The sequence below is a fragment of the Glutamicibacter sp. B1 genome (assembly GCF_039602135.1).
In the GTDB taxonomy this organism is placed as follows: Bacteria; Actinomycetota; Actinomycetes; order Actinomycetales; family Micrococcaceae; genus Glutamicibacter; species Glutamicibacter ectropisis.
This window is the reverse complement of record NZ_CP125942.1, coordinates 3130966-3151314: the sequence shown is the minus strand read 5'-3', so window position 1 is coordinate 3151314 and position 20349 is coordinate 3130966. Positions and strand designations below refer to the sequence as shown.

Genomic DNA, 20349 nt, shown 5'->3' with positions numbered 1-20349 from the left:
TACTCGAAATTTTAGGGGTAAATTTCGAATAAGCAGGTCCTAGCTAGCGACTTCGCCGGCCGATCCACTGGATTCAACATCTTTTCCAAAACCAAGGTCGGCACGGCTACCGGCCACCCGTCCAGCCAATGCAGCATTCAAGCTACCGGTGGCGGCTCGATTTCGGCTTCGGCGCAGGGATGGATACTTTTCGCTCACGAATTCATCAACCTGTTCTTTGCGACTGACCAAAACTAGCTCGGTACCGCTACCGTTGTGTTGGCTCTCCTCCTGATAAAGGTCACGGAGGCGCTCGGCCACCTGCAGGTAAAAACTGCGTTGGAACTCTCGGCGCTCAATGACTTTTTCGGAATCGGTCCAATCCCAAGCCAGATACTTTCCTTCTTCGCCCCACCAGTGGCTCATCGCTAGGCTCGCCTGAATCACCAGGGAGGAGAACAGGCTTTTGACGGTACTCACGTCTGACTCGTGGCCAATGATGTACAAGCGACAGAAGCTTGAATAGTTCGTCTGCAATAGGGTCACAGTCCTAAACGCATGGCCCACCGAGGAAAGTCCGTCGCGTTGACCTAGCCGGTAGGTGCCGCTCATATCAAAGTGCTCTTCGATGATCGGCTCCTTCTTTTTGCCAGGGCCGGTCGGCTGCGCGTCCAGCTCCGCGCGCCCAATGCCATACCGAACCATGAGCCGTTCAGCGTGCTCTTGGAAGGTTTGTGCTTCTGCCGGAAAGTTGGTGTTTTCTGCCTTGTTGAGCAGTAACGCGATGCGTTCCTTGAGTCGTTGAAGCTTCTGTTCAGAGGTGCTCATGACATCTTCTTTCCGGGCAGTGCGATAGGTAGTGAAACGGTTTGTACTGGTTCACGGCACTAGTGTTGCAGGTCGTGGAGAATGCTGCTTGGCAGGGTGTGGGTAACTGTTTGGAAACGACTCTAGCCGGTGATGCGATCCGCGCGTAGAGTGAAGGCACCAAGCAGGTCCAGCACGCCTCGGGTGCAGAATTCGGGGCTGTTTTAGGAGAGGTTCTGATGGGCGATTTTCGGGTATACACCATGGATGAGCGGGCCACCTACCTGGCTCCTTCGTGTGAGCGTTGCGGACAGCATCGGCACATTGTGTGGGACAAGGTCGAAGGAACAGAAACCTACAAACCCCGCGATGCTGGGTGTTCTAACGAGGCCTGCACCGCGTAGGCAATCATCGGTAGGAGACATCTCAGGTAATTAGTTCAGTCGAATTCCCAGCGCAGCTGAGATGCGCTGGGAAGCTGAGGACAATACCTGAGCAATATGCTCTTCATCTAGCTCTAGTGGAGGGTAAATTACCGCGATGGCAGCGGGTTTTGCCTGCGGTAAAACCAAGGGTACGGCGATGGAGTGTAGCCCCGGAATGACTTCGTCGTGACTGGATTCGAAAGTTTTCGCCGGATACTGACTAGGATTGAGCTGCGAACGGATGACTCGTCCCGGTGCGCCATCATCAATGGGATGTCGTGTGCCAGGACGTTGGGCCACCGTCGCATCAGCCAAGCGTGGTTCGGCCGTGCTCAAAGTGACTGCCGCTTCACCATCAAAGACCACGAGCAAGGCAGTCATGCGAAGTTCATCGGAGACCGCAGCCAATTCGGGAGCCGCCGCAGACTGCAGCGATTTGGCAACATTGCGGGCCAGCGCGCCGAGGCGTGCGCCCAGTTCTAAATCTCCCGAAGGCATGCGTTCAACAAATCCGTACTGTTCAAACGTCTTGACCAGTCGATAGGCCATGGAACGGTGAATGCCCAGTTGGGCGGCCAGTTCAGCAACGCTCAGTGGTGCGTTCGATTCGCCAATGAGGGTCAGTGCTTCGAGCCCGCGGCCCAAAGTTTGGGATCCGCCTTCGGTGGATTTGGTCATTGCTTCATCATTTCATCTCGCCTGCCGGTAGCTCGGCAAGGTACTACTCTCGGTGTTCAGTTTCTTGCTCACAGCCTAGCCCAATGCCTTCATAGTCAATGACAGACCCTTGGCCTAGCGAACGTTGAAGGCAGGCTACGTTGCGTAGCCTGCCTTCAACGAAGAATGTCCTTTTTAGGGTCAAGTCCCTGACTTAGCGGATCGGTGGATCTGCCGGTAACAGGTGCTCACCGGTGCGGTCGGTGGCCAGAGCCAACGAGGAGATGTACTGTTTCTCCCCATTCTCGCTTGGTATGGCGGAGGCCAACATGTCCGGACGTTCGAACTTCAATCCGGTCACGCAGCAGGTGTACAGCTCATCGCTCGGGTTACCATCGGCATCCAACAGCGGACTGTCGATGCCGTCATCGCTGCGACGTAGGTAGTAGCGACCCTTGGTGATGATGGCCAAGACCGGTGGCAACAACAACGCCAAGCCGACGGCTACCAGAGGGCTGAACGGCTGAATCTGCGGGCCGAGCAAGCCGAAGAACACGGCGATGGAGGCGATGGCGGAGACAAGCATCGAGATGAAGCCCACCGGGTTCACCGCATAGAGCATGCCACGGCGGAATTCCGGCACCTTAGGAGAGAGCTTGAGCAGGTACTTGTTGATGGCGATGTCGCTGGCCACTGTGACCACCCAGGCCATGGCGCAGTTCGCGTAGAAGCCCAGCACGGTATTGAGGAAGTCGAACATATTCGATTCCATCAAGATCAGCGCGATGCCCAGATTGACCAGCACGAACACCATGCGACCTGGATAGGTTTTGGTGACTCGGGTGAAGGAGTTGGTCCAGGCCAGCGAGCCGGAATAGGCGTTGGTGACGTTGATCTTGATTTGCGAGATGACCACTAGGACCACCGCCAGGCTCATGGCCAGCCATGCCGGCATCATTTCGCGGTAGACACCGAGAAATTGGTGAACCGGCTCGTTTGCGGTGGCCGAAGCCTGGGGGTCCAGCGTGGCGATCAGGTACACCGCGATGAACATGCCGGTGATCTGCTTGATAGCACCGAAGATCACCCAGCCTGGACCGCCAAGGATCACGGCGGTCCACCAGCTGCGCGCATTGGCTGCAGTCTTGGGAGGCATGAAGCGAAGGTAGTCGATCTGTTCGGCGATCTGTGCCATTAAGGAGAGGCAAACGCCGGCCGCCAGCATCGCCGAAGCGAAGTTCACTCCCTGGCTATTGCCCTGCTCGCCAGCATAGTTCACGAAAGTGTCGACGGACTGCGGGTGGGTGGCGACGAGATAGACCATAGGAACAACCATCAAGACCAGCCAAAGCGGTGTGGTCCAAACCTGCAGCTTAGCTAGGGTCTTCATGCCGTAAATAACCAGCGGGATGACCATGAGGGTTGATATCGCATAGCCCAGCGCTTTAGGAATGCCTAAGCCCAGTTCCAAGCCTTGGGCCATGATGGCACCTTCGAGCGCGAAGAAGATAAAGGTGAAAGTGGCAAAAATGACGTTGGTGACGATTGAACCGTAGTAGCCGAACCCGGATCCGCGGGTGATTAGATCCAGGTCGAGGTTGTAGCGGGCCGCATAATAGGCCAGCGGGAAACCTGTAACGAAGATGATCACCGCGGCAATCAGCACGCCAGTGATTGCGCTCGCCGTGCCGTGGGCCAGAGCGATATTCGCCCCGATGGAGAAGTCGGCGAGATAAGCGATTCCACCGAGGGCGCTGGTGGCTACCACCGAAGGAACCCAGCGGCGGTAGGAGCGTGGGGCGAACCGTAGCGTGTAGTCCTCTAAGGATTCTTTGGCGGCGTTGAGTTGACCCTGATTTGTGCCGCCGGTTGTACTGACCGGTGCCTGTTGTTCTTCATTCGTCGTTGTCATGTGCTCCAGCCTAGGAAGCGGATGTTTCGCAGAGATTGGGGTTTCTGTGTCCGGAACGTAAATTACGTCGGCTTCGCGTAAACCCTTGGTTACATGGGCTGTTATCTATTTCTGTGTGTTGTTCCGTTCACTGTCCGGGGGTGGTTGCGCGAAACAGAGTCTCCGGAGCATGGTGTAAGTGGTCACATTGGGGCTACACTTGTTTCTATAGTTAGAACAGTGTCGCAACTATAGAGACAAAGAAGTTTTTGTGGCACAGAACTAGGAGTCACCGCAATGCAGATTCATCACCGGGGATACGTTTCAGGCGACCCACGCGTCAAAGAAGCCGCCGGCTATGGGGTCAACCGGGCAACAGAAATTCCCGAGGAAATGGATGTGCTGATTGTCGGGACCGGTCCGGCCGCTTCCGTTGTCACCGCCCAGCTCTCACGATTCCCAAGCATCAACGTACGCGCCATCGAGATGCGCCCCGGACGGCTAGAAGTTGGTCAGGCGGACGGCATCCAGGCCCGTTCGGTGGAAACGTTCCAAGCTTTCGGTTTCGCCAACGAAGTCACCGAAGAGGCCTACCGCAACGTCGAGATGTGCTTCTGGACCCCGGATCCAGAGAACCCTGCCAACATCAAACGCCACTCGCGGGCCGCCGATGATTCCACCGGTATGAGCGAATTCCCGCATATCTATGTCAATCAGTCGCGAATCTTGGACTACTTCCTGCGCGATGCCGAACACGCGCCAGGCAAAGTGACCCCCGACTACGGCGTGGAATACCTCGACTGCGAAATCGACCCAGAAGCCGAATACCCAGTCTCAGCCCGGATCAAGTATGTCGCCGGTGAACGAGCCGGTGAAGAACGCATTGTAAAAGCCAAATATCTGGTGGGTGGCGATGGTGCTCGTAGCCAGGTACGCCGCTCGCTAGGCCATAAACTCCACGGGGACGCTGCCCTGCACGCTTGGGGCGTGATGGACGTGATGGTCAATACCGACTTCCCAGACATTCAAGTCAAGTGCTCCATCCAGTCCCATGACGCCGGCAATATTCTTTTGATCCCTCGCGAAGGTGGCTACCTGGTCCGCTTCTACGTGGATTTGGGAGAACTCACCGCAGAAGATGCAGGAGCCATCCGCAACACCCCGGTGGAAGACATCGTGGCCACCGCCAACCGCATCATTCACCCGTACACCATGGACGTCAAAAACGTGGCCTGGTTCTCGGTCTACGAGGTAGCTCACCGCATCACCGACGGCTTCGACGACGTCTCAGAGGAAGAGCGTGGCACCCGCACGCCACATGCCTTCATCATGGGCGATGCCTGCCATACCCACTCGGCCAAGGCCGGCCAGGGTATGAACGTGTCCATCCAGGACGGTTTTAACCTCGGATGGAAGCTCGCTGCCGTGCTCGAAGGCCGCGCCCCACAGGCACTGCTGGACACCTACGCCGAAGAGCGCAAGGTGATCGCGCAGAACCTGATCGACTTCGATAAGGAATGGTCCTCGCTGATGGCCAAGTCCGTCGACGATTGGGAAGACCCAGATGAGTTGGAGAAGTACTACACCAAGACCATGGAGTTCCCTGCCGGCTTCATGACCCAGTACACCGAATCGGCCATCACCACCGGTGTTGAGCACCAGGATCTCGCCCCGGGATACCCGATTGGTAAGCGTTTCAAATCTGCCGAGGTGATTCGCCGTTCCGATAATCGCTGGCGCCACCTGGGCCACCTGCACGAGGCTGACGGGCGGTGGCGTGTTTATGCGTTCGCCGATGCTGCAGCTCCGGCAATCGAAGGCACCGCCATGGCAGATTTCGCAGCGTGGTGGGAGCAGGATCCGGCGTCTCCGCGTAACCTCTACACCCCTGCCGGAGGGGACCAGGACGCGGTCTTTGATACAAAAGCCATCTACCAGCAGGACTACACCGAGGTAGAACTGCATGATGTGCCAAAGATTTTCCAGCCGCTGAAGGTTCCCTATGGACTACACGACATTAACCAGGTGTTCGCCGCTGGTCATGGACGCGACATCTTCGAAGAACGTGAAATTAGCCGAAACGGTGCCATCGTCGTGGTTCGCCCAGATCAGTATGTTGCTGGCATCTTCCCGCTGGAAGCCCGTGAGGAATTGAGTGAGTTCTTCGCGCAGAACATGCTTCCGGTTTCTTGAGCTCGTTTCCGCGCTTAACTAAAAGTCGTCATTTGCGCTTGCAGATGGCGACTTTTGAGTATTGTATGGGTTCGAACGGTCACTCTTGAGCCAAACACGACCGTGCTGGGTAAAGCACAGTAATCAGGCCATCAGGATTTCAACGTCGACGCTAGATAGGTAATCCACAATTCTCTCGAATCCCGGACCGGCCGCGTAAATGTTGCCATGAACCGGCACGATATCAAGGTCTCCGTCAATCACTTTGTCGCCGAAGAAGACATAAGCACGGTCTGTATTTCTTCGATTGCTCATCCACACCAGACCGTCGAAACCTGCAGTGTGGGCAGCTTGAGCCCACTTAACTGTGCGTTGATATTCCGAAGACATCGTTCCAGTCACGTGTTTTGCTTCGGTGCCAAGTTTCCGTAGTCCGTCTCCCATGAGGGATGCCAGCTTCAGGACGCGGGAAGGTGTTATTTGCGCGCAGACCTTGTTCTTGATGTCGTCGAACATTACATAACCTGATCCCGGTGGTACATCGTGCAAGATGGTTTCGCAGATTGCTGCCTGCTCCGTTTCTGCGGCGTATAGGACAGAGACTAAGGGAATACCAAAGAACGCGAAGCGAGTTGGCGAGCCAACGCCAGGATTAAATTCCACGGGACTAGTTCTCTGGTTGCTGTAGACACGGTATAGGTGCGTACCTGGCTGGAGGCTATAAGTCAGCGGATCAAATGGATCGCCTGGTTCGAAATTCACCATTGGACACCAAAGGCTTGCTTTGCGACCTCCAAGACTTCGTCAGTATCAGTGAATCGGTCAACGGGTCGATCGCCGTCGAGATAGCTCGTGGGGCGAATGATCCACAGCGCAAGGCTCGATTCGCTACGTCCTGCTGCTTTGGCGAGAATGATCAGCTGTTCTATTACTGGAAGAATTACATGCTCTGTCCGATCGAATTGATAGCCCGGATAGAGCAATCCCTTGGGTCGTTTCACAGCAATCAACTTTCCCTGGGAACGCTGATTTGAAGCATAGGATCGATTGGGGGGATCGGATCCCACTAGGTTGGAGACCTCCGTGCTGGTGAGTAGCCCGAACTCGTTTTGAAGGTCGCGCCAAGCCTGTTCGGTTGCAGCGCTCGCACGAGCTAGTTGTGGAGATACAGGTGTGCTGATTTTTGCCAACGCCGGACCCAATGAAAGGAGGCTTTGCTGCATATCGACAGCGATATTGACCATTGTAGTATCGCCACGATCTACCTGAGTTACGTTCTGGGGAGCTGCTTCATTTAAGCGAAGATTATGCTGAACTTTCTCGGCTAGTGTTTCGAAAGCTTCGGTCGCGTCGCTAGTGATGGCAGCTCTTTGTGCAGGAGTGATTCCATGCAAACTTTGACTGTCCTGCTCCATCTTCTTACTTAGAGCGGACTGAAACTCTTTAGTTAGTGAGGTGATCCCGGCTGTTTTCGTCCGCACGCTGTCCTTGGCCGGACGCGCTTGCTGGACAGATCGCTTTGGGGTGCTCATGGCAACCTCCTGACGGTAGGTACAATCATTATATCTGTCAGAAGCGTCAGATCATAGGGGTGGGACACTGAGAACGAAATCCGACCGACAGGGGCAAATCCTCCTGTCGTACGGGGCTGATACTCTCTGGGACATGAACGCGTTCTTTGATTCCTTACCGCTACGCCGTATCGCCGAGCACCCCAAGGAACCGATGGACCGCACCGATTGGGCCGCCCAAATCCCCGCGGTCCGTCAAGTCTTAGATGAAGGCCTGGAATTGGGACAGCTGACCGTGCTCGTGGGTGAAAACGGTGCCGGCAAATCAACACTCGTAGAAGGTATCGCTGCCGCCTTTGGGTTGAACCCCGAAGGCGGAACCCAAGACGCCATGCACCAAACCCAGGCCACCGAATCAGGGCTGTCTTCTCACCTGCAATTAGAACGCGGTGCGGGTGCTTCTAAAGCCGGCGTCTTCTTGCGGGCCGAAACCATGCACGGACATTTCACCTACTTGGGATCTATCGGCTCACGCGGCAAACACAACTTTCAAAGCCACGGTGAATCCTTCATTGAATTCTTTACTCAACGGTCCGCCGTTAATGGCCTGTGGGTTTTTGATGAAGCCGAATCGGCACTCTCCTTTAACGGCTGCTTGATGTTGCTCTCGCACATCACGGATCTGCTGCGTAGTGGATCCCAAGTGATCCTTTCCACGCATTCACCGATACTTGCTTCCCTGCCGCAGGCGAAAATCTACGAGATCGGTGACTGGGGGATTCGTCCGGCACAGTATGACGACTTGGAAATGGTCAGTAATTGGCGCTTGTTCCTTGAAGCGCCGGGCCGTTATTTGCGGCATTTCGACGCATAAGTTCGCCCTCCGGGATCACGGTTATAGGGCTGGGCGCTCTTCCCCTAAGCTTTAAGCAAAGGACGACGAAGGGACGCACCATGGCAAAGAAGCGCTCATTTTGGGCTCGAATTTTCGGAATCGGCAAGGCTAACGCCAACGCAGCACTGGACGCCCTGGAAGACCCGAAGAAGATGCTGGACCAGACGGTCCGCGACTACACCAACAATATTGCTCAAGCCGAGCAGGCTGTCGCTCAAACCATCGGCAACTTGCGTATGGCCGAGGACGACCTGACCAAGCTGCAGCAGGAAGCTAGCGAATGGGGCACCAAAGCTGTGGCTGCCTCGAATAAGGCAGACGAGTATGCAGCGGCGGGGGACTCGGGCAACCAGCAGAAGTTCAACCAGCTGGCTACCGTCGCGATTCAACGTCAGATGGCTGCCGAGAAGAAGGCTGCTTCACTGCAGTCCACGGTCACCACCCAGCGTGAAGTCGTCGACAAGCTGAAGACTGGTTTGAACACCATGCAGTCTAAGCGTCAGGAATTGGTGGCTAAGCGTGATGAGCTGGTGGCTCGCGCACGTAATGCCAAAACTCAGACCCAGATGATGGACACCATGAAGGCCCTGGACTTCAGCAATCCATCGAGCGAGATCAGCCGATTTGAGCAGAAAATCCGCCAGGACGAAGCCAAAGTTCGTGGCGCTCAAGAACTGGCAGCGTCATCACTTGATGCACAGTTTGCGCAACTAGAGGATTTGGGTGCGGCGACCGAAGTTGATGCTCGATTAGCTGCCCTGAAGGCCAGCAATAATCCAGAAGACGTCATTGAACAGGCACCTGCCAGCCCAGAGCTGGAAGCTGCTGCACCGGATTTGTCTGAAGTTGAAGCACGCTTGGCAGCACTGAAGAACAAGCAAGCCTAAACTTTTTGTACGTAACGAGCGGGCTACCAATGATCAAGATTCATTGGTAGCCCGCTCTGTTTCTAGTTCGACTTTAGTCGTTCCACACCGCAGGGCCGGAGCCCTGTGGGTAGAAGGTTGCATTACCGGCAGCAACCTCCACCGAGATCTTGTTCGGTGAGTCCACATCCGTGCTCAGTCGGTTGCTCACGTCCCCGGCTGCAACATTCTGACGTAGGTCGTAGGTGCCTTGAGGCAGCGCAAGATCCAAAGCACCAGCGCTCACGCTTGCGGTCACATGCTGTGGAGCCTTGCCCGAGAGAGTGCCGTTCAGCTGACCAGCAGAAATCTTGAAGTCCGCCTGTTGTACATCCGCCAAGTTCACATTGGCCTGACCGGCACCTAGCTGAACCTTGGCCGACTGCGCCGCTCCCGACATATCTAGCTCGCCGGCACCCACCTCAATCTGAAGGTCTTTATAAGAACCCACGGCATTAAAATCTCCCGCTGCAAGTTTGAAGTAGGCATCCAAAGAGCCATCATTCATCGACTCGGGAAGGGTGAGTACTGCGGTATTTTCCTGGAAGTCACAGCCGAAGAAACACCAGTTACCCCACGGGTCAGGGGAATCTAAGACGAGGGTGCTGCCTTCGCGCTTGAGCTGCCAATCTTGGGCACTGGTGCTCTCGACTTCTAAGGTGGCTTCATTGATGTCGGCGAAGCGCAGATCAAAGCTTCCGGTACCGGCACTAATCTTCAGTGCCGTGACGCCTTGTACGCTCACGTTCTGTGTGGAGTGTTCGCGGCTCAGTGCGCCAAAGGCGCTTCGTGCCGAGCCGATGAGCAAGGTCAAAATAACCAAGCCACCAATCACAGCGAGAACTATATTCAAGGCGGTACCGTTGCCTCGTGGATTTCCCGTAGTTCTCGGGGGAACCGGTGGCAGGTTGGTGGTGTGCATGCTGGTCATGATCCGTTCCTATCTGTGCTGTTGGTGCCCAGGTTTTGAATATGTGCCAGGGCTGCCAGCACACGCCGGTTGCCCGTTCCGTCGGCTTCTAGGCCGAGCTTCTGGAAGATGGAAGTGATGTATTTTTCAACGCTGGCCTCCGAGAGGAAGAGTAGGGCCGCAATAGCTTGATTGGATTTGCCTTCGGCCACCGCAGCCAACACGCTGCGTTCCCTATCGGTAAGTCGTTGCATCCGGTCATCATGATTACGTCGGGTCAATAGCTGTGACACCACTTCCTGATCTAGGATCGTGCCGCCAGCAGCAATCTGCTCCAGCGAGGCGATGAACTCGTTGACATCGGCCACTCGGTCTTTGAGAAGGTAACCAATGGCCCCTGACTGGGTGGAAATCAATTCCGAAGCGTAGCGTTCCTCCACATATTGGGAGAGTACCAACAGGGGCAAATCCGGGTAGGCCTTGCGCACCTGGAGGGCCGCACGAATACCTTCATCGGTGTAGGTCGGGGGCAAACGCACATCCAAGATCGCGATCTGCGGGAAGTCATCGGGGTTTACCGTTGCTAGGAAGTCCATCAGTCCGCTCGCTTCGGGCAGGTCAGCGACCACATGGTGACCGCTGTGCTCCAGCAATCGCACGAGTCCTTCGCGCAAGAGCACCGAATCCTCACAAATTAGTACGCGCATGGCACACTCACTTCCAGGGTCGTCGGCCCGCCGGCCGGGCTTTGTAGCTGCAGGCTTCCACCGGCTGCCAGAACACGGTTGTTGATCCCATCCAAACCACCGCCGGGGGTGATGCGAGCCGAGCCCACACCGTTATCTTCGACCTTCGCCCACAGGTACGCTCCTGTCTCGCTTTCCCGTACCCGCACCGTCACCTGACAGCGTTGAGCCCGTGAATGCTTGGCCGCGTTGGTCAGGGCTTCAGCAATCGCGAAGTACACGGCCGCTTCGGCCACCCGCGGGTAACGCCCTTCGAGTTGGACATCGAGCTGGACCGGGATGTGTGACCGGCCGGCCACCGCAGACAGGGCCGCATCCAGGCCACGGTCATCGAGTACCGAAGCATAAATACCCCGGGTGAGCTGACGCAGTTCGGTAATGGCGGACTTGGTGGAGGCATGAGCCTCTGCGACCAATTCCTTGGCTGCTTCCGGATTGGAATCGATCTGTTGGTGGGCCAGGCCTAGGGTCATGGCCACCGAAACCAATCGAGGCTGAACCCCATCGTGCAGGTCGCGTTCGATCCTAGTGCGTTCTACCTCGGCGGCGCGCACTGCACCCTCACGTTGCACGGTGGTGCTGCGTACCCTTTCGGTCAGTACAGTTTCGCGGGCCAGGGACCCGATAATGCCCACGGTCATGCCGCGGTGTAAAAACGCCGAGCCGATAATGATGCCGATACCGGCAATGGCCAGCAGCATCAGCCATGGGGCTTGATCTGCCGGGGTGTTCAGGGAGAAAGGTCCTGTCACAGTTTGTACGTTGGTTAGTGGGGCGAAAGATAAGATCGCAAAGTGCACGGTCCACTGCAGCACGCTGAGCATGATCACCCCGGTAATGCAGGAGAGCACTAGGGACCCGATGGCGGCCCACATACGCCCATCACGGACTGCCCGGCCGAGGGTTTTGAGGTATTCGCCGAAGCCTGGGCCGCGGCGCTCTGGCCAGTGCAATGGCACCGCATCGATTCCGTAGAGTCCACTGACACGTAGGATTTCGATCCGTGCCACGAAGAAGAGCGTCGCGAGCAACCCCACGAGCAGTACTAAGCCGAGGCCAAATAGCGGGATGAACCCAATGCCGGCGGTCAACCAGATGGTCAGCAACGACAGTCCAACGGTGCCGAAGGTACCAAGAACTGCCAAATGAAGTAGGGTGAAACCTAATTTCAGCGGTGGACGCCCGGTGGCGGCGCCTGGAAAGAACCAAGGTGTCGAAGTCATAATTCAACAGTAGATTGACCCAGGTCGGGCTGGTACCGAGAGATCCAGAGAAGATCATTATGGAAAACCCGAACTTTTTCTCCGTTAGATCTGGTGATCGCTGTTGGGCAGGCGCAAGATGGTGGCATGGACACCGCAGTGACGCTACGAGTTGAACCGTTGGTTGAGTCGAGGATGGATGACTTTGCCGCGGTGGTGAACCCCAATCGCCGGGAGAAACACTGTTGGTGTTTGTCCCACCGGCTGAGCGCTCAAGAAATCCGTGAGCGCGGAGGAGATGACCGCTATGAGGCCATGTGCTCACTGAGCCGAGAAGAGATTGCCCCTGGGGTGACGCCTATCTAGATGACCAGCCTGTGGGGTGGTGCAGCATCTCGCCTAGAACCCAGATTCCGCGGCTGGAAGCCTCAAAGCTGATTCGGCCGGTGGATGACGTGGCGGTGTGGAGCATCATCTGCATGGTGGTACGCGGCGGGTTTAGGCGCCGGGGAGTGAACCGCGAAATGGTGCGTGGTGCGGTGGAGTATGCCAGGAAGCTGGGTGCACCGGCGGTGGAAGCCTACCCCGTAGACCCCGAAGGCAGAATGGATCTGACCATGGCCTTTGTTGGAACCCGCAAGATGTTTGAAGAACTTGGTTTTGAGGTGGTGGGTGTCAGTGATGCTCAGGCCAGTCGGATGCCTCGATTGATCATGCGCAAAATGCTCTAAAGAGTAAAAGCGAGCGAGCTTAGCATTTACCCGAAATTCAACTGGAGTCTTAATGACATGCATGTTGGGGCAATAGCGTCGCTACCATGGGACGGCTATTTATGGCGCTAGGAGATTCCTTCACCGAAGGTGTGGGGGACTGGGAGCCTCGGCTACCCAATGGCGTGCGGGGCTGGGCCGATAGGGTGGCCAAGCAACTGTCCAAGGCTGATCCGCAATGGCAGTACGTCAATCTAGGAATTCGCAGCCGTCGACTGGAACAAATTATTGAAGAGCAGATTCCAGTTGCGTTAGAGCTGAAGCCAGAAGTCATCACCTTCTATGCTGGCGGCAACGATATCTTGGAATTCCGCAAGGATATGAAAATTTTCCTTGAACGCTATGCCCAGGCAGTCAGTGACCTTGTCTCGACTGGGGCGAAAGTCTTGTTATTTACCGGTTTTGACATTCCGGTACACCCGGTGTTGGCTCCGTTCAAGAGACGGAACTGGCGCTTCAATGATTGTGTACGGGAATTGGCGCTCATGTATCCAGAGAACGTGGTTCTGGTGGATTACTGGCAGTGGGAAGTGTACCGGGATAAGCGCATGTGGGACACGGATAAGTTACATATGAACCGTGCCGGTCACCGTTATATGGCCATCCGCATTCTTGAGATTCTTGGCTCTGAACACCACTTGGAATTCTATCCGTTCGGTGACATTGAGCGGGTGGGTTTTTGGCAGGCTACCCAGCGCGATGTGGAATGGCTAAGACAATGGGTGCTACCAATGTTTGGTCGCAGAATGCGTGGAGTCACCCTAGGCGACTCACTTCCACCACGTTGGCCCGAACCGATCTATCCGGCCAAGGGGATGAAAAAACAATTCCGTAAACGTCGCGCACCATCCGGTGCACAACATTTACGGAATTCAGAAGTTTCCTAGAGCTGTGATGGCCTTTAGTTGCTTGGAGCTTCCATGGACTGCAAGGCTTCAGGGCTCATCCACGAAATTTCCCAGACATGGCCATCTGGGTCTTGGACTGCTGCCTGATACATTCCAGGGAACGGCTCATCGGCTGGACGATAGACGCTACCGCCACCTGCTTGGGCTCTTGTCACAAAATCATCGACACCCTCACGGGTATCGGAAGACAAAGCGTTCAACGCTTCACGATGCCCGGATCCAATTGCTGGCTTATCACCGTTGACCAAGAAGCTGGCGAAGAATTCTTGTTGCAGGCTCATGACAAAAATATTCTCGTCGATGATCCATGACGTGGCGTTTTCGTCGGAGAAGGCAGGATTCTTGGCGAACCCCAGTGCCTCATAGAACTTGTCTGCGGTCGCTAGATCGGCGGTCGGAAGATTAACAAAAATCATTTGGCCCATGGCTGTGCTCGCTCCTGTAGAGGCGGGTGCTAGTTGCTAGCAACTACTACTTTGCGTCATGCCTTGCGCCGGATCAAGAGTGCCGGGAAAACTCTAATCATGATGCAATAAGGCCCCGACCTGAGCACTGTGAAAGTGCTGCAGATCGAGGCCTTTGGAAACACCCTGAATGCAGTGTGGGCTTAGGGCAGTGGAAATGAATTTTTAGACGAGTGCCTTGGTGATTTCCAGCGGGATACGGTCGCGGGTGTAGGTGATGTGGTCGTAGCCATGTGGTTCAGGCTGGCCATCTTCACCGATGTTCACGAAGACGATCTTTTCGATGGTGAGGATTGATTCCTGAGTAAAGATGTTGCGTACTTCTGCACGCAGGGTGATCGAGGTTCGACCGAAGTCGATCGCGGTCAGGCCCATCTCGATCAGGTCGCCTTCCTTAGCAGAGGCGATGAAGTTAATTTCTGACATGAACTTGGTGACAACATGCTTGTTGCCTAGCTGAATGATGGAGTAGATTGCAGCTTCTTCATCAATCCAGCGCAAAAGGCTACCGCCGAACAGCGTGCCATTTGCATTCAGATCTTCTGGGCGAACCCACTTACGCGTATGAAAAGTAATACCCTTAGCCATACTCAAAATGCTAAGTCAGGTAGGGGTGGATGCGCTGTAAGTTGCTCCACATTGTCGCCCAAAACACATAGTCTCGCCATCATGGGTTCGGCTGTGCTAGGTATTACCAACCTAAAGAATCGACTTGATGATGCTATGGGATCACGGGGTTGGTAGTCTCAAATCAGGTACGAGTAATTAGGCGTTATCAGCGGTGAGGCAGGTGAGCGTGAACTATCCTTCGGAAGGTAATAACGAGACCATCCCAACAGATTTTGACGATGTGGTCCAGCAGGTTTCTACCGGTGAGCTGGAACATGATCAGATCGATCAGTTGTTGCGGCAAGCGCACGAACGCTATGCGGATGTTGATGAGGGCCTGTTGGCTCACTACATCCCGGTTCTTGGCCAAGCGGACCCGAACCTTTTTGGCATTGCCATGTCTCACGTCGGTGGTTCGGTGCACTCGGTGGGGGACTGCGGTTATCACTTCTCCATTCAGTCCATCTCCAAGATGTTTGTCTACGCTCTAGTTCTTCAGGAACATGGTCGAGAAGCGGTACGTGAACGCATCGGGGTGAACAACACCGGAATGTCGTTCAACTCGGTCATGGCCTTCGAACTAAATAATGGTCACCCGATGAATGCGATGGTCAATGCAGGGGCAATTGCCACCACGTCGATGATCCCCGGAAAGACCGCAGCAAAAAAGTGGGAGAACGTTCGGGAAGGACTCTCAGCTTTTGCTGGTCGTTCGTTGAGCCTAGATGACGAGGTTTACCATTCTGAGTCGTTGGCTAACGAGCGCAATAAGGCCTTGGGATACTTGCTCAAAAGTAACGGACGATTAGATGAGGATCCCTTTGACGCTGTTGATGTGTACACAAAACAGTGCTCGCTAAACGTCACCGCACATGACCTAGCCATCATGGGCGCCACCTTGGCTGATGGTGGAGTCAATCCGGTCACCGGCCAACGTGTCATCGATGCGGATGTTTGCCGAGACACCTTGGCTGTGGTGGCCACCAATGGCCTGTACGAACGCTCGGGCGAATGGCTTTTTGAAATTGGTATCCCGGCGAAGTCGGGAGTTTCCGGCGGCATTGTTGCGGTGGCACCGGGTAAAGGCGCCATTGGCGCATTCTCACCACCACTGGACATGGCAGGGAATTCCGTGCGGGCGCAGTTGGCCATTGGCCAGTTGTCTAGAGCGATGGGATTGAACCTTTTCGCTTCTGCTCCCAACGGTTGAGCGCAAATTCCAGTACTTGGATCTGTGCTCTTGTAAGAAGATTATCGCCATCCGTCTAATTCCCATAGACAAATGGTTGGCAAAATTTGGACGAATTTCTCCGCCTGGCATGACGGTCTTTCTAGGGTTTGGGCTTGAGAAAATCCGTAAATGAGATTCACTTAAAGTAAGGGTCACTCGGACACCTGAACTTTGAGGACAGGAATTTCATGAAAAAAGTAACCAAGGCAACCATCGCCGCCGTTGCAGCTGGAGCTCTGCTACTCGGTGGTGCGGGAACGATTGCACGTTGGCAAGCAACTCAGACCATTGACGCAGGTACCATCGAATCAGGCCATCTGAACTTGACGACCACCGGAACCGGCGAATGGCAGGACATCAGCAACCCGGATGCACCGGAGCCATTCGATCCAACGACCCAGCAACTTGTTCCTGGCGATGTCGTGACTTTCAGCCAGACCGCCACCATTGATGCTGAAGGAAAGAACATTGCCGGCGTGCTCAGCGTTGATCAGGAAGCTACTGATTTGAAGGGCCTTGCAGACTACGTCACCGTTGACCTCAAGGTAGATGCATCGGCGCCGGGAATCACCGAAGAAACTGATGGAACCCTGAGCTTCGCTGAACCAGGTACTTATGCTGTTCCGTTCCTCATCACCGTCACCTTCGACGAGGGTGCGGTGGGAGACACACCACCATCGACCTATGACCAAGTGGTAGACCTTCAGGCCCTGACACTGACCTTGGATCAGGTCCGTTCGTAACTAAGGACTAGTGCTTTTCGGGGTATGCCAAAACCGCTGAAGTTCGCCTTAGTCGCGGCCGTGCTGTTGTTGCTGGGAATCAGCGCGCAGGGCACGGCCGCTTCGTGGCGCGCAGAAAGCCGAGTTGACCCGCCCACAATAAAGACTGGATCACTCAGCTTATTAGCTGGCGGTGCAAAGGACTTTCAATTCACTAAGCTTTCTGGTTCTGCTTTAATTCCAGGATCGTTTACCCAGGCTCCGTTAGCGATGAGTAATGCGGGCACAGTTGCGTTGTCATATCAGCTGGATGGCGCGACAAATTCTCTGGCTTCACCGACGGCTGCTGACCGAGCGCTGGCCAATGCCGTGCAACTGAGCATCTATACCGGAATGGATCAGGCAGCCTGTGAAGCTGGCCAATCATTAACGGGTCAACAGCTCTACGTTGGACCGTTGGGTGCTGACGCGTCCTTTGCTTCCGCGAGAGATTTGGGTGTTGGCTCAACTAACTCAACCGAAAACTTGTGCATTCGTGTGTCGATTCCTTCGCAGGCGCCACAATCCGCCTCTGGTGGAAAGCTCTCGTTGAATCTACGTTTCACGGGACAACAACGATGAGCGTTCAAGAGCGAATCCGCGGTGGTGAACGGCCACAAAAGACAGGAATCTTTTGGTGGAGCGGCCAGATCATTTCGTGGCTCGTGCTCTTTATTGTGCTCGCTCTTATTGCACTCATGATTGTGATTCCAAAACTTGGGGGAGCCACCGCCTATACGGTGCTCACCGGTTCCATGCGCCCGAATTTTCCTCCCGGCACCTTGGTAGTTGTGAAGCCACTGGATCCGAAAGAACTTCACATTGGTGATGTGGCGACGTACCAACTGAAATCTGGTGAGCCAGAAGTCGTCACGCATCGGGTCGTCTCCATGGGAACAAACCTGAGCGGTGAACAGCGGATCATCTTCCAGGGCGATGCCAATAACACCGTGGATGATCCAGTGCGCAGCGAACAAATTCGGGGAAAGCTTTGGTACTCACTCCCGCTCTTGGGTTACGTCAACAGCGCCTTATCTATGCAACAACGAACCTGGCTGACCTGGGTCGTGGCTGGCGGTTTGATCGTGTACTCCCTGGTGATGTTCATTGGGGCATGGCGAGAGAGGCAGGGTAAGCAACGATGAAGAGCATACTGCGCCTCTCTCTATGTGCCGCCCTCCTGGCCGTTGTACTGCAGGTATTTCCAGGTGCTAATGTCCTCAGAGCTTCCGCTTCCTCCACGGAAAAAGGCCTGAGTTACAGCGGTGATGGGCAGACATACTCTCAGGATCCTCCGCCACTCTTCGAAGATGAGTCGACCCTGGTACCGGGGGACGAGATCACTAGATCATTGTGGGTGCGTAATGATCGCCCCACCGGAATCGAAGTCACGGTCCAACCCATTGAACCGGAGGCTTCGACCAGGATGTATTTTGAAACCGTCAACGCATCGGTAGCTAGGTTGCAACCTGCGCAAGCCAAGAAGTTTGAGCTCAAAATCGGACTGCCGTGGTCAGCAGATAAGTTAGCTGAAGATCGGCAGGAGCGATCATTGCAGGTGCGCATTGATGCCGTGGAAACCTATGACAGTGATCAACCGCCGAGTCAGGCTCCCCGAGATCAATCGCCCCAAGGGACTGATCCAGAAGAAAAGGATGAACTAGCCGATACGGGATTTAGTAGCTTGTGGTTACTGATGGCATTGGGATCTCTAGTCGCAGGAAGCATTGCGCTAGGTGCAAGTCGAAACCGGAATCAAAGAATTGCCCAAGGGAGGGAGACGAAGCATGAGCGGTAAATCGGTACGAGTCAAGGCGATCTTGTCGCTGGGCATCCTCGTTGGCTTTGGTGCGGTCTCAACGCTGGCTTCTTGGACTGGCCAGGCTACTGCCACTTCGAACATCAGCACGGCGACGGTTGCGCTGGGGGTTGGCGCCACGACAGGTAGTGCAACATCGGCGAGCTACCAGATGCCGATAAACGGTAACAATCTATATCCGGGGGCAAGCTCTGCATCGGTAGTGGTTGTGAAGAATACTGGTTCTATTTCTGCGCCCTATTCTTTCCAAGGAAAAATTACTGAATCCGGAGGTGCCACCTTAGGTTCTGCGCTAACGATCCTAGTGAAGACCGGCGCAACCCTGAGTGGTTCGGGCTCGAACGTCACCTGCTCGGGTGGAACCACGCTGATGACTAAGAACACGGGAACGAGTTTTGGGAGTGCCTCGGCCACACGACCTTTGGCCACGGGAGCCAGTGAATCTCTGTGCGTTCAATATTCACTTCCCTTGACCGCAGCGAACGCGCTGCAAGGTGCTTCAACTACCATTTCTTTGGACTTCACTTCGAGTGTGGGGTCATAAGATGGGTAGTCAACGAACTGGACACGAGAGCAAATCATCGCTCGGGCCGCTCCAGCGATTCTTGTTGAACTTCGGTGCCGGACTTGGAAGTCTTTGCTTGCTCCTAGCGGTGCTGGCGATGGTCATTGGCATAAAGCCTTTGGTATTTGTTTCGGGATCTATGGGACCGGGAATACCTGTGGGGGCCTTGGGCTTGTCTGTGCCTGCCTCGGTTGAGGAAGTTAACGTTGGCGATGTGGTGTCGGTGGTCAATTCTCAGGGGGAACGCATTACCCATCGAGTTGTTGAAAAGGCTCCCGAAGGGCTGGTTCTCAAAGGCGATGCCAACCCTGTTCCCGACATAGAAACCTACAGCGTCGAACAGATGGATCACCTGTTCTTGAGTGTCCCTGGTCTTGGCTATGTTGTCACGTGGCTGAGCCAACCATGGGCTTATACCCTTGGCATTCTGCTATGTGGGTACCTTTTGTATATTGCGTTTTGGCGAAAAGGTTCCAAACCAGATGATTCAAATGAAGAACTGCACGGATCCCAATCTGCGGAGCCCGGTGAACAAGATTCGCATAGCAGGACAGCGGGGCGAAAGAAACTAGGGAATCTTTCCCGAACCATCGGCGGATTGACCGTGGTGGTGTTGCTGGGTGCACTGGTCTTGCAGGTGCCGAAAAGCGAAACTACTCATGCAGCGTTTACCGGTTCAGCCACCGCGTCTGCTGCGGTGCAGGCAAATATAGTGCAACCGGCTACGGGTTCCTTGGCCTGTACAGAGTCTCGAGTGTTACTACTGACTACAGCTACCGTGTCATGGCCTGCGCAGCAACTCCCTTCGGGAGCACGCTTGGCAGTAAGGACCAAGGTCGACTCATCTACTTATAGGTATACGAGTTTGGCTTCCGGGGCAACCTCTACAGATTATGGGCCAAGACTCAATCTGATAGGGCTCATCACGGAGGGTGGGGCGCAGACTATGGAGGTTAAGCTTCTGGTGGTTTACACCACCGATAACAAAGACGTCACTGAAAGCGGCAGCAACATTGGATGGGTCTCGCCGGTGGCGGACTCTCCGACTCGCACCATCGTTTACCACCCCGGGCTGCTGCTCGCGAGAGACTTCACCTGCTCTTAGAACGCGAGCAATTTACG

General features: G+C 55.1%; 24 protein-coding genes. 14 read left to right on the top strand and 10 right to left on the bottom strand.

Annotation, left to right across the window (positions count from 1 at the left end):
• Positions 1-39: 39 nt before the first annotated feature.
• Positions 40-807, bottom strand: coding sequence for a DUF2786 domain-containing protein (locus QMQ05_RS14785; RefSeq protein ID WP_345471245.1), 768 nt, complete (start codon positions 805-807; stop codon positions 40-42).
• Between the two features lie 218 nt (positions 808-1025).
• Here QMQ05_RS14785 and QMQ05_RS14780 point away from each other — a divergent pair, with 218 nt between their 5' ends.
• Positions 1026-1190 (top strand): hypothetical protein, encoded by a 165-nt coding sequence (locus QMQ05_RS14780; RefSeq protein WP_345471243.1) that lies wholly within the window; start codon positions 1026-1028, stop codon positions 1188-1190.
• Between the two features lie 30 nt (positions 1191-1220).
• Here the strand turns inward: QMQ05_RS14780 and QMQ05_RS14775 are convergent, their stop codons facing one another.
• Both QMQ05_RS14775 and QMQ05_RS14770 read right to left on the bottom strand, forming a co-directional pair.
• Positions 1221-1889: an IclR family transcriptional regulator gene (locus QMQ05_RS14775; protein WP_345471241.1), complete on the bottom strand. Its 669-nt coding sequence runs from the start codon at positions 1887-1889 to the stop codon at positions 1221-1223.
• Between the two features lie 193 nt (positions 1890-2082).
• Positions 2083-3780, bottom strand: a complete 1698-nt coding sequence (locus tag QMQ05_RS14770) for a purine-cytosine permease family protein (RefSeq protein ID WP_345471240.1) — start codon at positions 3778-3780, stop codon at positions 2083-2085.
• Between the two features lie 276 nt (positions 3781-4056).
• Here QMQ05_RS14770 and QMQ05_RS14765 point away from each other — a divergent pair, with 276 nt between their 5' ends.
• Positions 4057-5952 carry an FAD-dependent monooxygenase gene (locus QMQ05_RS14765; RefSeq protein WP_345471238.1) on the top strand — a complete coding sequence of 632 codons (1896 nt, stop codon included), beginning with the start codon at positions 4057-4059 and terminating at the stop codon, positions 5950-5952.
• A gap of 123 nt (positions 5953-6075) precedes the next feature.
• Here QMQ05_RS14765 and QMQ05_RS14760 read toward each other — a convergent pair whose 3' ends face one another.
• Positions 6076-6696: an RES family NAD+ phosphorylase gene (locus QMQ05_RS14760; RefSeq protein WP_345471236.1), complete on the bottom strand. Its 621-nt coding sequence runs from the start codon at positions 6694-6696 to the stop codon at positions 6076-6078.
• Positions 6690-7463 carry a hypothetical protein gene (locus QMQ05_RS14755; protein WP_345471235.1) on the bottom strand — a complete coding sequence of 258 codons (774 nt, stop codon included), beginning with the start codon at positions 7461-7463 and terminating at the stop codon, positions 6690-6692. The genes QMQ05_RS14760 and QMQ05_RS14755 overlap by 7 nt, the downstream gene beginning before the upstream one ends.
• A 133-nt stretch (positions 7464-7596) precedes the next feature.
• On the opposite strand from QMQ05_RS14755, the gene QMQ05_RS14750 reads away from it, so the two are divergent.
• Together QMQ05_RS14750 and QMQ05_RS14745 are read left to right on the top strand one after the other, a co-directional pair.
• The gene (locus QMQ05_RS14750; RefSeq protein WP_345471234.1) at positions 7597-8316 is read left to right on the top strand and encodes an AAA family ATPase; all 720 of its coding nucleotides are present in this window, start codon (positions 7597-7599) and stop codon (positions 8314-8316) included.
• Positions 8317-8396: 80 nt separating this feature from the next.
• Complete coding sequence (locus QMQ05_RS14745) at positions 8397-9224, top strand: PspA/IM30 family protein (RefSeq protein WP_345471232.1); 828 nt, start codon at positions 8397-8399, stop codon at positions 9222-9224.
• Positions 9225-9297: 73 nt separating this feature from the next.
• Here QMQ05_RS14745 and QMQ05_RS14740 read toward each other — a convergent pair whose 3' ends face one another.
• From QMQ05_RS14740 to QMQ05_RS14730, 3 genes are read right to left on the bottom strand one after another with little or no spacing between them, the layout of a single operon-like run.
• Entirely contained in the window at positions 9298-10173 is an 876-nt protein-coding gene (locus QMQ05_RS14740) for a DUF4097 family beta strand repeat-containing protein (RefSeq protein WP_345471230.1), read from the bottom strand.
• Positions 10170-10859, bottom strand: coding sequence for a response regulator transcription factor (locus QMQ05_RS14735; protein ID WP_345471228.1), 690 nt, complete (start codon positions 10857-10859; stop codon positions 10170-10172). Before QMQ05_RS14735 ends, QMQ05_RS14740 begins: the two co-directional genes overlap by 4 nt.
• Positions 10847-12121: a sensor histidine kinase gene (locus QMQ05_RS14730; protein ID WP_345471226.1), complete on the bottom strand. Its 1275-nt coding sequence runs from the start codon at positions 12119-12121 to the stop codon at positions 10847-10849. The genes QMQ05_RS14735 and QMQ05_RS14730 overlap by 13 nt, the downstream gene beginning before the upstream one ends.
• A 126-nt stretch (positions 12122-12247) precedes the next feature.
• On the opposite strand from QMQ05_RS14730, the gene QMQ05_RS14725 reads away from it, so the two are divergent.
• The 3 genes from QMQ05_RS14725 to QMQ05_RS14715 all read left to right on the top strand — a co-directional run bounded on the left by QMQ05_RS14725 (position 12248) and on the right by QMQ05_RS14715 (position 13757).
• Positions 12248-12466: a hypothetical protein gene (locus QMQ05_RS14725; protein WP_345474814.1), complete on the top strand. Its 219-nt coding sequence runs from the start codon at positions 12248-12250 to the stop codon at positions 12464-12466.
• Complete coding sequence (locus QMQ05_RS14720; RefSeq protein ID WP_345471224.1) at positions 12418-12831, top strand: GNAT family N-acetyltransferase; 414 nt, start codon at positions 12418-12420, stop codon at positions 12829-12831. Before QMQ05_RS14725 ends, QMQ05_RS14720 begins: the two co-directional genes overlap by 49 nt.
• A 101-nt stretch (positions 12832-12932) precedes the next feature.
• A complete protein-coding gene (locus QMQ05_RS14715) occupies positions 12933-13757 on the top strand; it encodes an SGNH/GDSL hydrolase family protein (RefSeq protein ID WP_345471222.1) in 825 nt (274 codons plus the stop codon).
• A gap of 14 nt (positions 13758-13771) precedes the next feature.
• On the opposite strand, the gene QMQ05_RS14710 is transcribed toward QMQ05_RS14715, so the two are convergent.
• Positions 13772-14203: a VOC family protein gene (locus tag QMQ05_RS14710; protein ID WP_345471220.1), complete on the bottom strand. Its 432-nt coding sequence runs from the start codon at positions 14201-14203 to the stop codon at positions 13772-13774.
• A 204-nt stretch (positions 14204-14407) separates the two neighbouring features.
• Positions 14408-14830 (bottom strand): acyl-CoA thioesterase, encoded by a 423-nt coding sequence (locus QMQ05_RS14705; RefSeq protein ID WP_334123475.1) that lies wholly within the window; start codon positions 14828-14830, stop codon positions 14408-14410.
• A gap of 208 nt (positions 14831-15038) precedes the next feature.
• On the opposite strand from QMQ05_RS14705, the gene glsA reads away from it, so the two are divergent.
• The 7 genes from glsA (at position 15039) to QMQ05_RS14670 (ending at position 20332) form a co-directional block, all read left to right on the top strand.
• On the top strand, positions 15039-16061 hold the full coding sequence (gene glsA / locus QMQ05_RS14700; protein ID WP_082635527.1) for a glutaminase A: 1023 nt from the start codon (positions 15039-15041) through the stop codon (positions 16059-16061).
• Positions 16062-16270: 209 nt separating this feature from the next.
• Positions 16271-16825, top strand: coding sequence for an alternate-type signal peptide domain-containing protein (locus QMQ05_RS14695; protein WP_345471212.1), 555 nt, complete (start codon positions 16271-16273; stop codon positions 16823-16825).
• A 24-nt stretch (positions 16826-16849) separates the two neighbouring features.
• Positions 16850-17425, top strand: coding sequence for a hypothetical protein (locus QMQ05_RS14690; protein WP_345471210.1), 576 nt, complete (start codon positions 16850-16852; stop codon positions 17423-17425).
• Positions 17422-17988: a signal peptidase I gene (locus QMQ05_RS14685; protein ID WP_345471208.1), complete on the top strand. Its 567-nt coding sequence runs from the start codon at positions 17422-17424 to the stop codon at positions 17986-17988. The genes QMQ05_RS14690 and QMQ05_RS14685 overlap by 4 nt, the downstream gene beginning before the upstream one ends.
• Positions 17985-18641 carry a hypothetical protein gene (locus tag QMQ05_RS14680; RefSeq protein WP_345471206.1) on the top strand — a complete coding sequence of 219 codons (657 nt, stop codon included), beginning with the start codon at positions 17985-17987 and terminating at the stop codon, positions 18639-18641. Before QMQ05_RS14685 ends, QMQ05_RS14680 begins: the two co-directional genes overlap by 4 nt.
• Positions 18631-19206, top strand: coding sequence for a hypothetical protein (locus tag QMQ05_RS14675; RefSeq protein ID WP_345471204.1), 576 nt, complete (start codon positions 18631-18633; stop codon positions 19204-19206). The genes QMQ05_RS14680 and QMQ05_RS14675 overlap by 11 nt, the downstream gene beginning before the upstream one ends.
• Before the next feature lies 1 nt (position 19207).
• Complete coding sequence (locus QMQ05_RS14670; protein ID WP_345471202.1) at positions 19208-20332, top strand: signal peptidase I; 1125 nt, start codon at positions 19208-19210, stop codon at positions 20330-20332.
• The last annotated feature ends 17 nt before the right edge of the window (positions 20333-20349 follow it).

What these genes read in the sequence shown, in the direction of transcription:
- QMQ05_RS14730 (WP_345471226.1), bottom strand. Translation starts at nt 12,121, where the DNA reads ATGACTTCGACACCTTGGTTCTTTCCAGGCGCCGCCACCGGGCGTCCA.
- QMQ05_RS14750 (WP_345471234.1), top strand. Translation starts at nt 7,597, where the DNA reads ATGAACGCGTTCTTTGATTCCTTACCGCTACGCCGTATCGCCGAGCAC.
- QMQ05_RS14740 (WP_345471230.1), bottom strand. Translation starts at nt 10,173, where the DNA reads ATGACCAGCATGCACACCACCAACCTGCCACCGGTTCCCCCGAGAACT.
- QMQ05_RS14755 (WP_345471235.1), bottom strand. Translation starts at nt 7,463, where the DNA reads ATGAGCACCCCAAAGCGATCTGTCCAGCAAGCGCGTCCGGCCAAGGAC.
- QMQ05_RS14685 (WP_345471208.1), top strand. Translation starts at nt 17,422, where the DNA reads ATGAGCGTTCAAGAGCGAATCCGCGGTGGTGAACGGCCACAAAAGACA.
- QMQ05_RS14690 (WP_345471210.1), top strand. Translation starts at nt 16,850, where the DNA reads ATGCCAAAACCGCTGAAGTTCGCCTTAGTCGCGGCCGTGCTGTTGTTG.
- QMQ05_RS14670 (WP_345471202.1), top strand. Translation starts at nt 19,208, where the DNA reads ATGGGTAGTCAACGAACTGGACACGAGAGCAAATCATCGCTCGGGCCG.
- QMQ05_RS14775 (WP_345471241.1), bottom strand. Translation starts at nt 1,889, where the DNA reads ATGACCAAATCCACCGAAGGCGGATCCCAAACTTTGGGCCGCGGGCTC.
- QMQ05_RS14725 (WP_345474814.1), top strand. Translation starts at nt 12,248, where the DNA reads ATGGACACCGCAGTGACGCTACGAGTTGAACCGTTGGTTGAGTCGAGG.
- QMQ05_RS14680 (WP_345471206.1), top strand. Translation starts at nt 17,985, where the DNA reads ATGAAGAGCATACTGCGCCTCTCTCTATGTGCCGCCCTCCTGGCCGTT.
- QMQ05_RS14765 (WP_345471238.1), top strand. Translation starts at nt 4,057, where the DNA reads ATGCAGATTCATCACCGGGGATACGTTTCAGGCGACCCACGCGTCAAA.
- QMQ05_RS14760 (WP_345471236.1), bottom strand. Translation starts at nt 6,696, where the DNA reads ATGGTGAATTTCGAACCAGGCGATCCATTTGATCCGCTGACTTATAGC.
- QMQ05_RS14745 (WP_345471232.1), top strand. Translation starts at nt 8,397, where the DNA reads ATGGCAAAGAAGCGCTCATTTTGGGCTCGAATTTTCGGAATCGGCAAG.
- QMQ05_RS14705 (WP_334123475.1), bottom strand. Translation starts at nt 14,830, where the DNA reads ATGGCTAAGGGTATTACTTTTCATACGCGTAAGTGGGTTCGCCCAGAA.
- QMQ05_RS14770 (WP_345471240.1), bottom strand. Translation starts at nt 3,780, where the DNA reads ATGACAACGACGAATGAAGAACAACAGGCACCGGTCAGTACAACCGGC.
- QMQ05_RS14675 (WP_345471204.1), top strand. Translation starts at nt 18,631, where the DNA reads ATGAGCGGTAAATCGGTACGAGTCAAGGCGATCTTGTCGCTGGGCATC.
- QMQ05_RS14780 (WP_345471243.1), top strand. Translation starts at nt 1,026, where the DNA reads ATGGGCGATTTTCGGGTATACACCATGGATGAGCGGGCCACCTACCTG.
- QMQ05_RS14715 (WP_345471222.1), top strand. Translation starts at nt 12,933, where the DNA reads ATGGCGCTAGGAGATTCCTTCACCGAAGGTGTGGGGGACTGGGAGCCT.
- QMQ05_RS14735 (WP_345471228.1), bottom strand. Translation starts at nt 10,859, where the DNA reads ATGCGCGTACTAATTTGTGAGGATTCGGTGCTCTTGCGCGAAGGACTC.
- QMQ05_RS14785 (WP_345471245.1), bottom strand. Translation starts at nt 807, where the DNA reads ATGAGCACCTCTGAACAGAAGCTTCAACGACTCAAGGAACGCATCGCG.
- QMQ05_RS14695 (WP_345471212.1), top strand. Translation starts at nt 16,271, where the DNA reads ATGAAAAAAGTAACCAAGGCAACCATCGCCGCCGTTGCAGCTGGAGCT.
- QMQ05_RS14710 (WP_345471220.1), bottom strand. Translation starts at nt 14,203, where the DNA reads ATGGGCCAAATGATTTTTGTTAATCTTCCGACCGCCGATCTAGCGACC.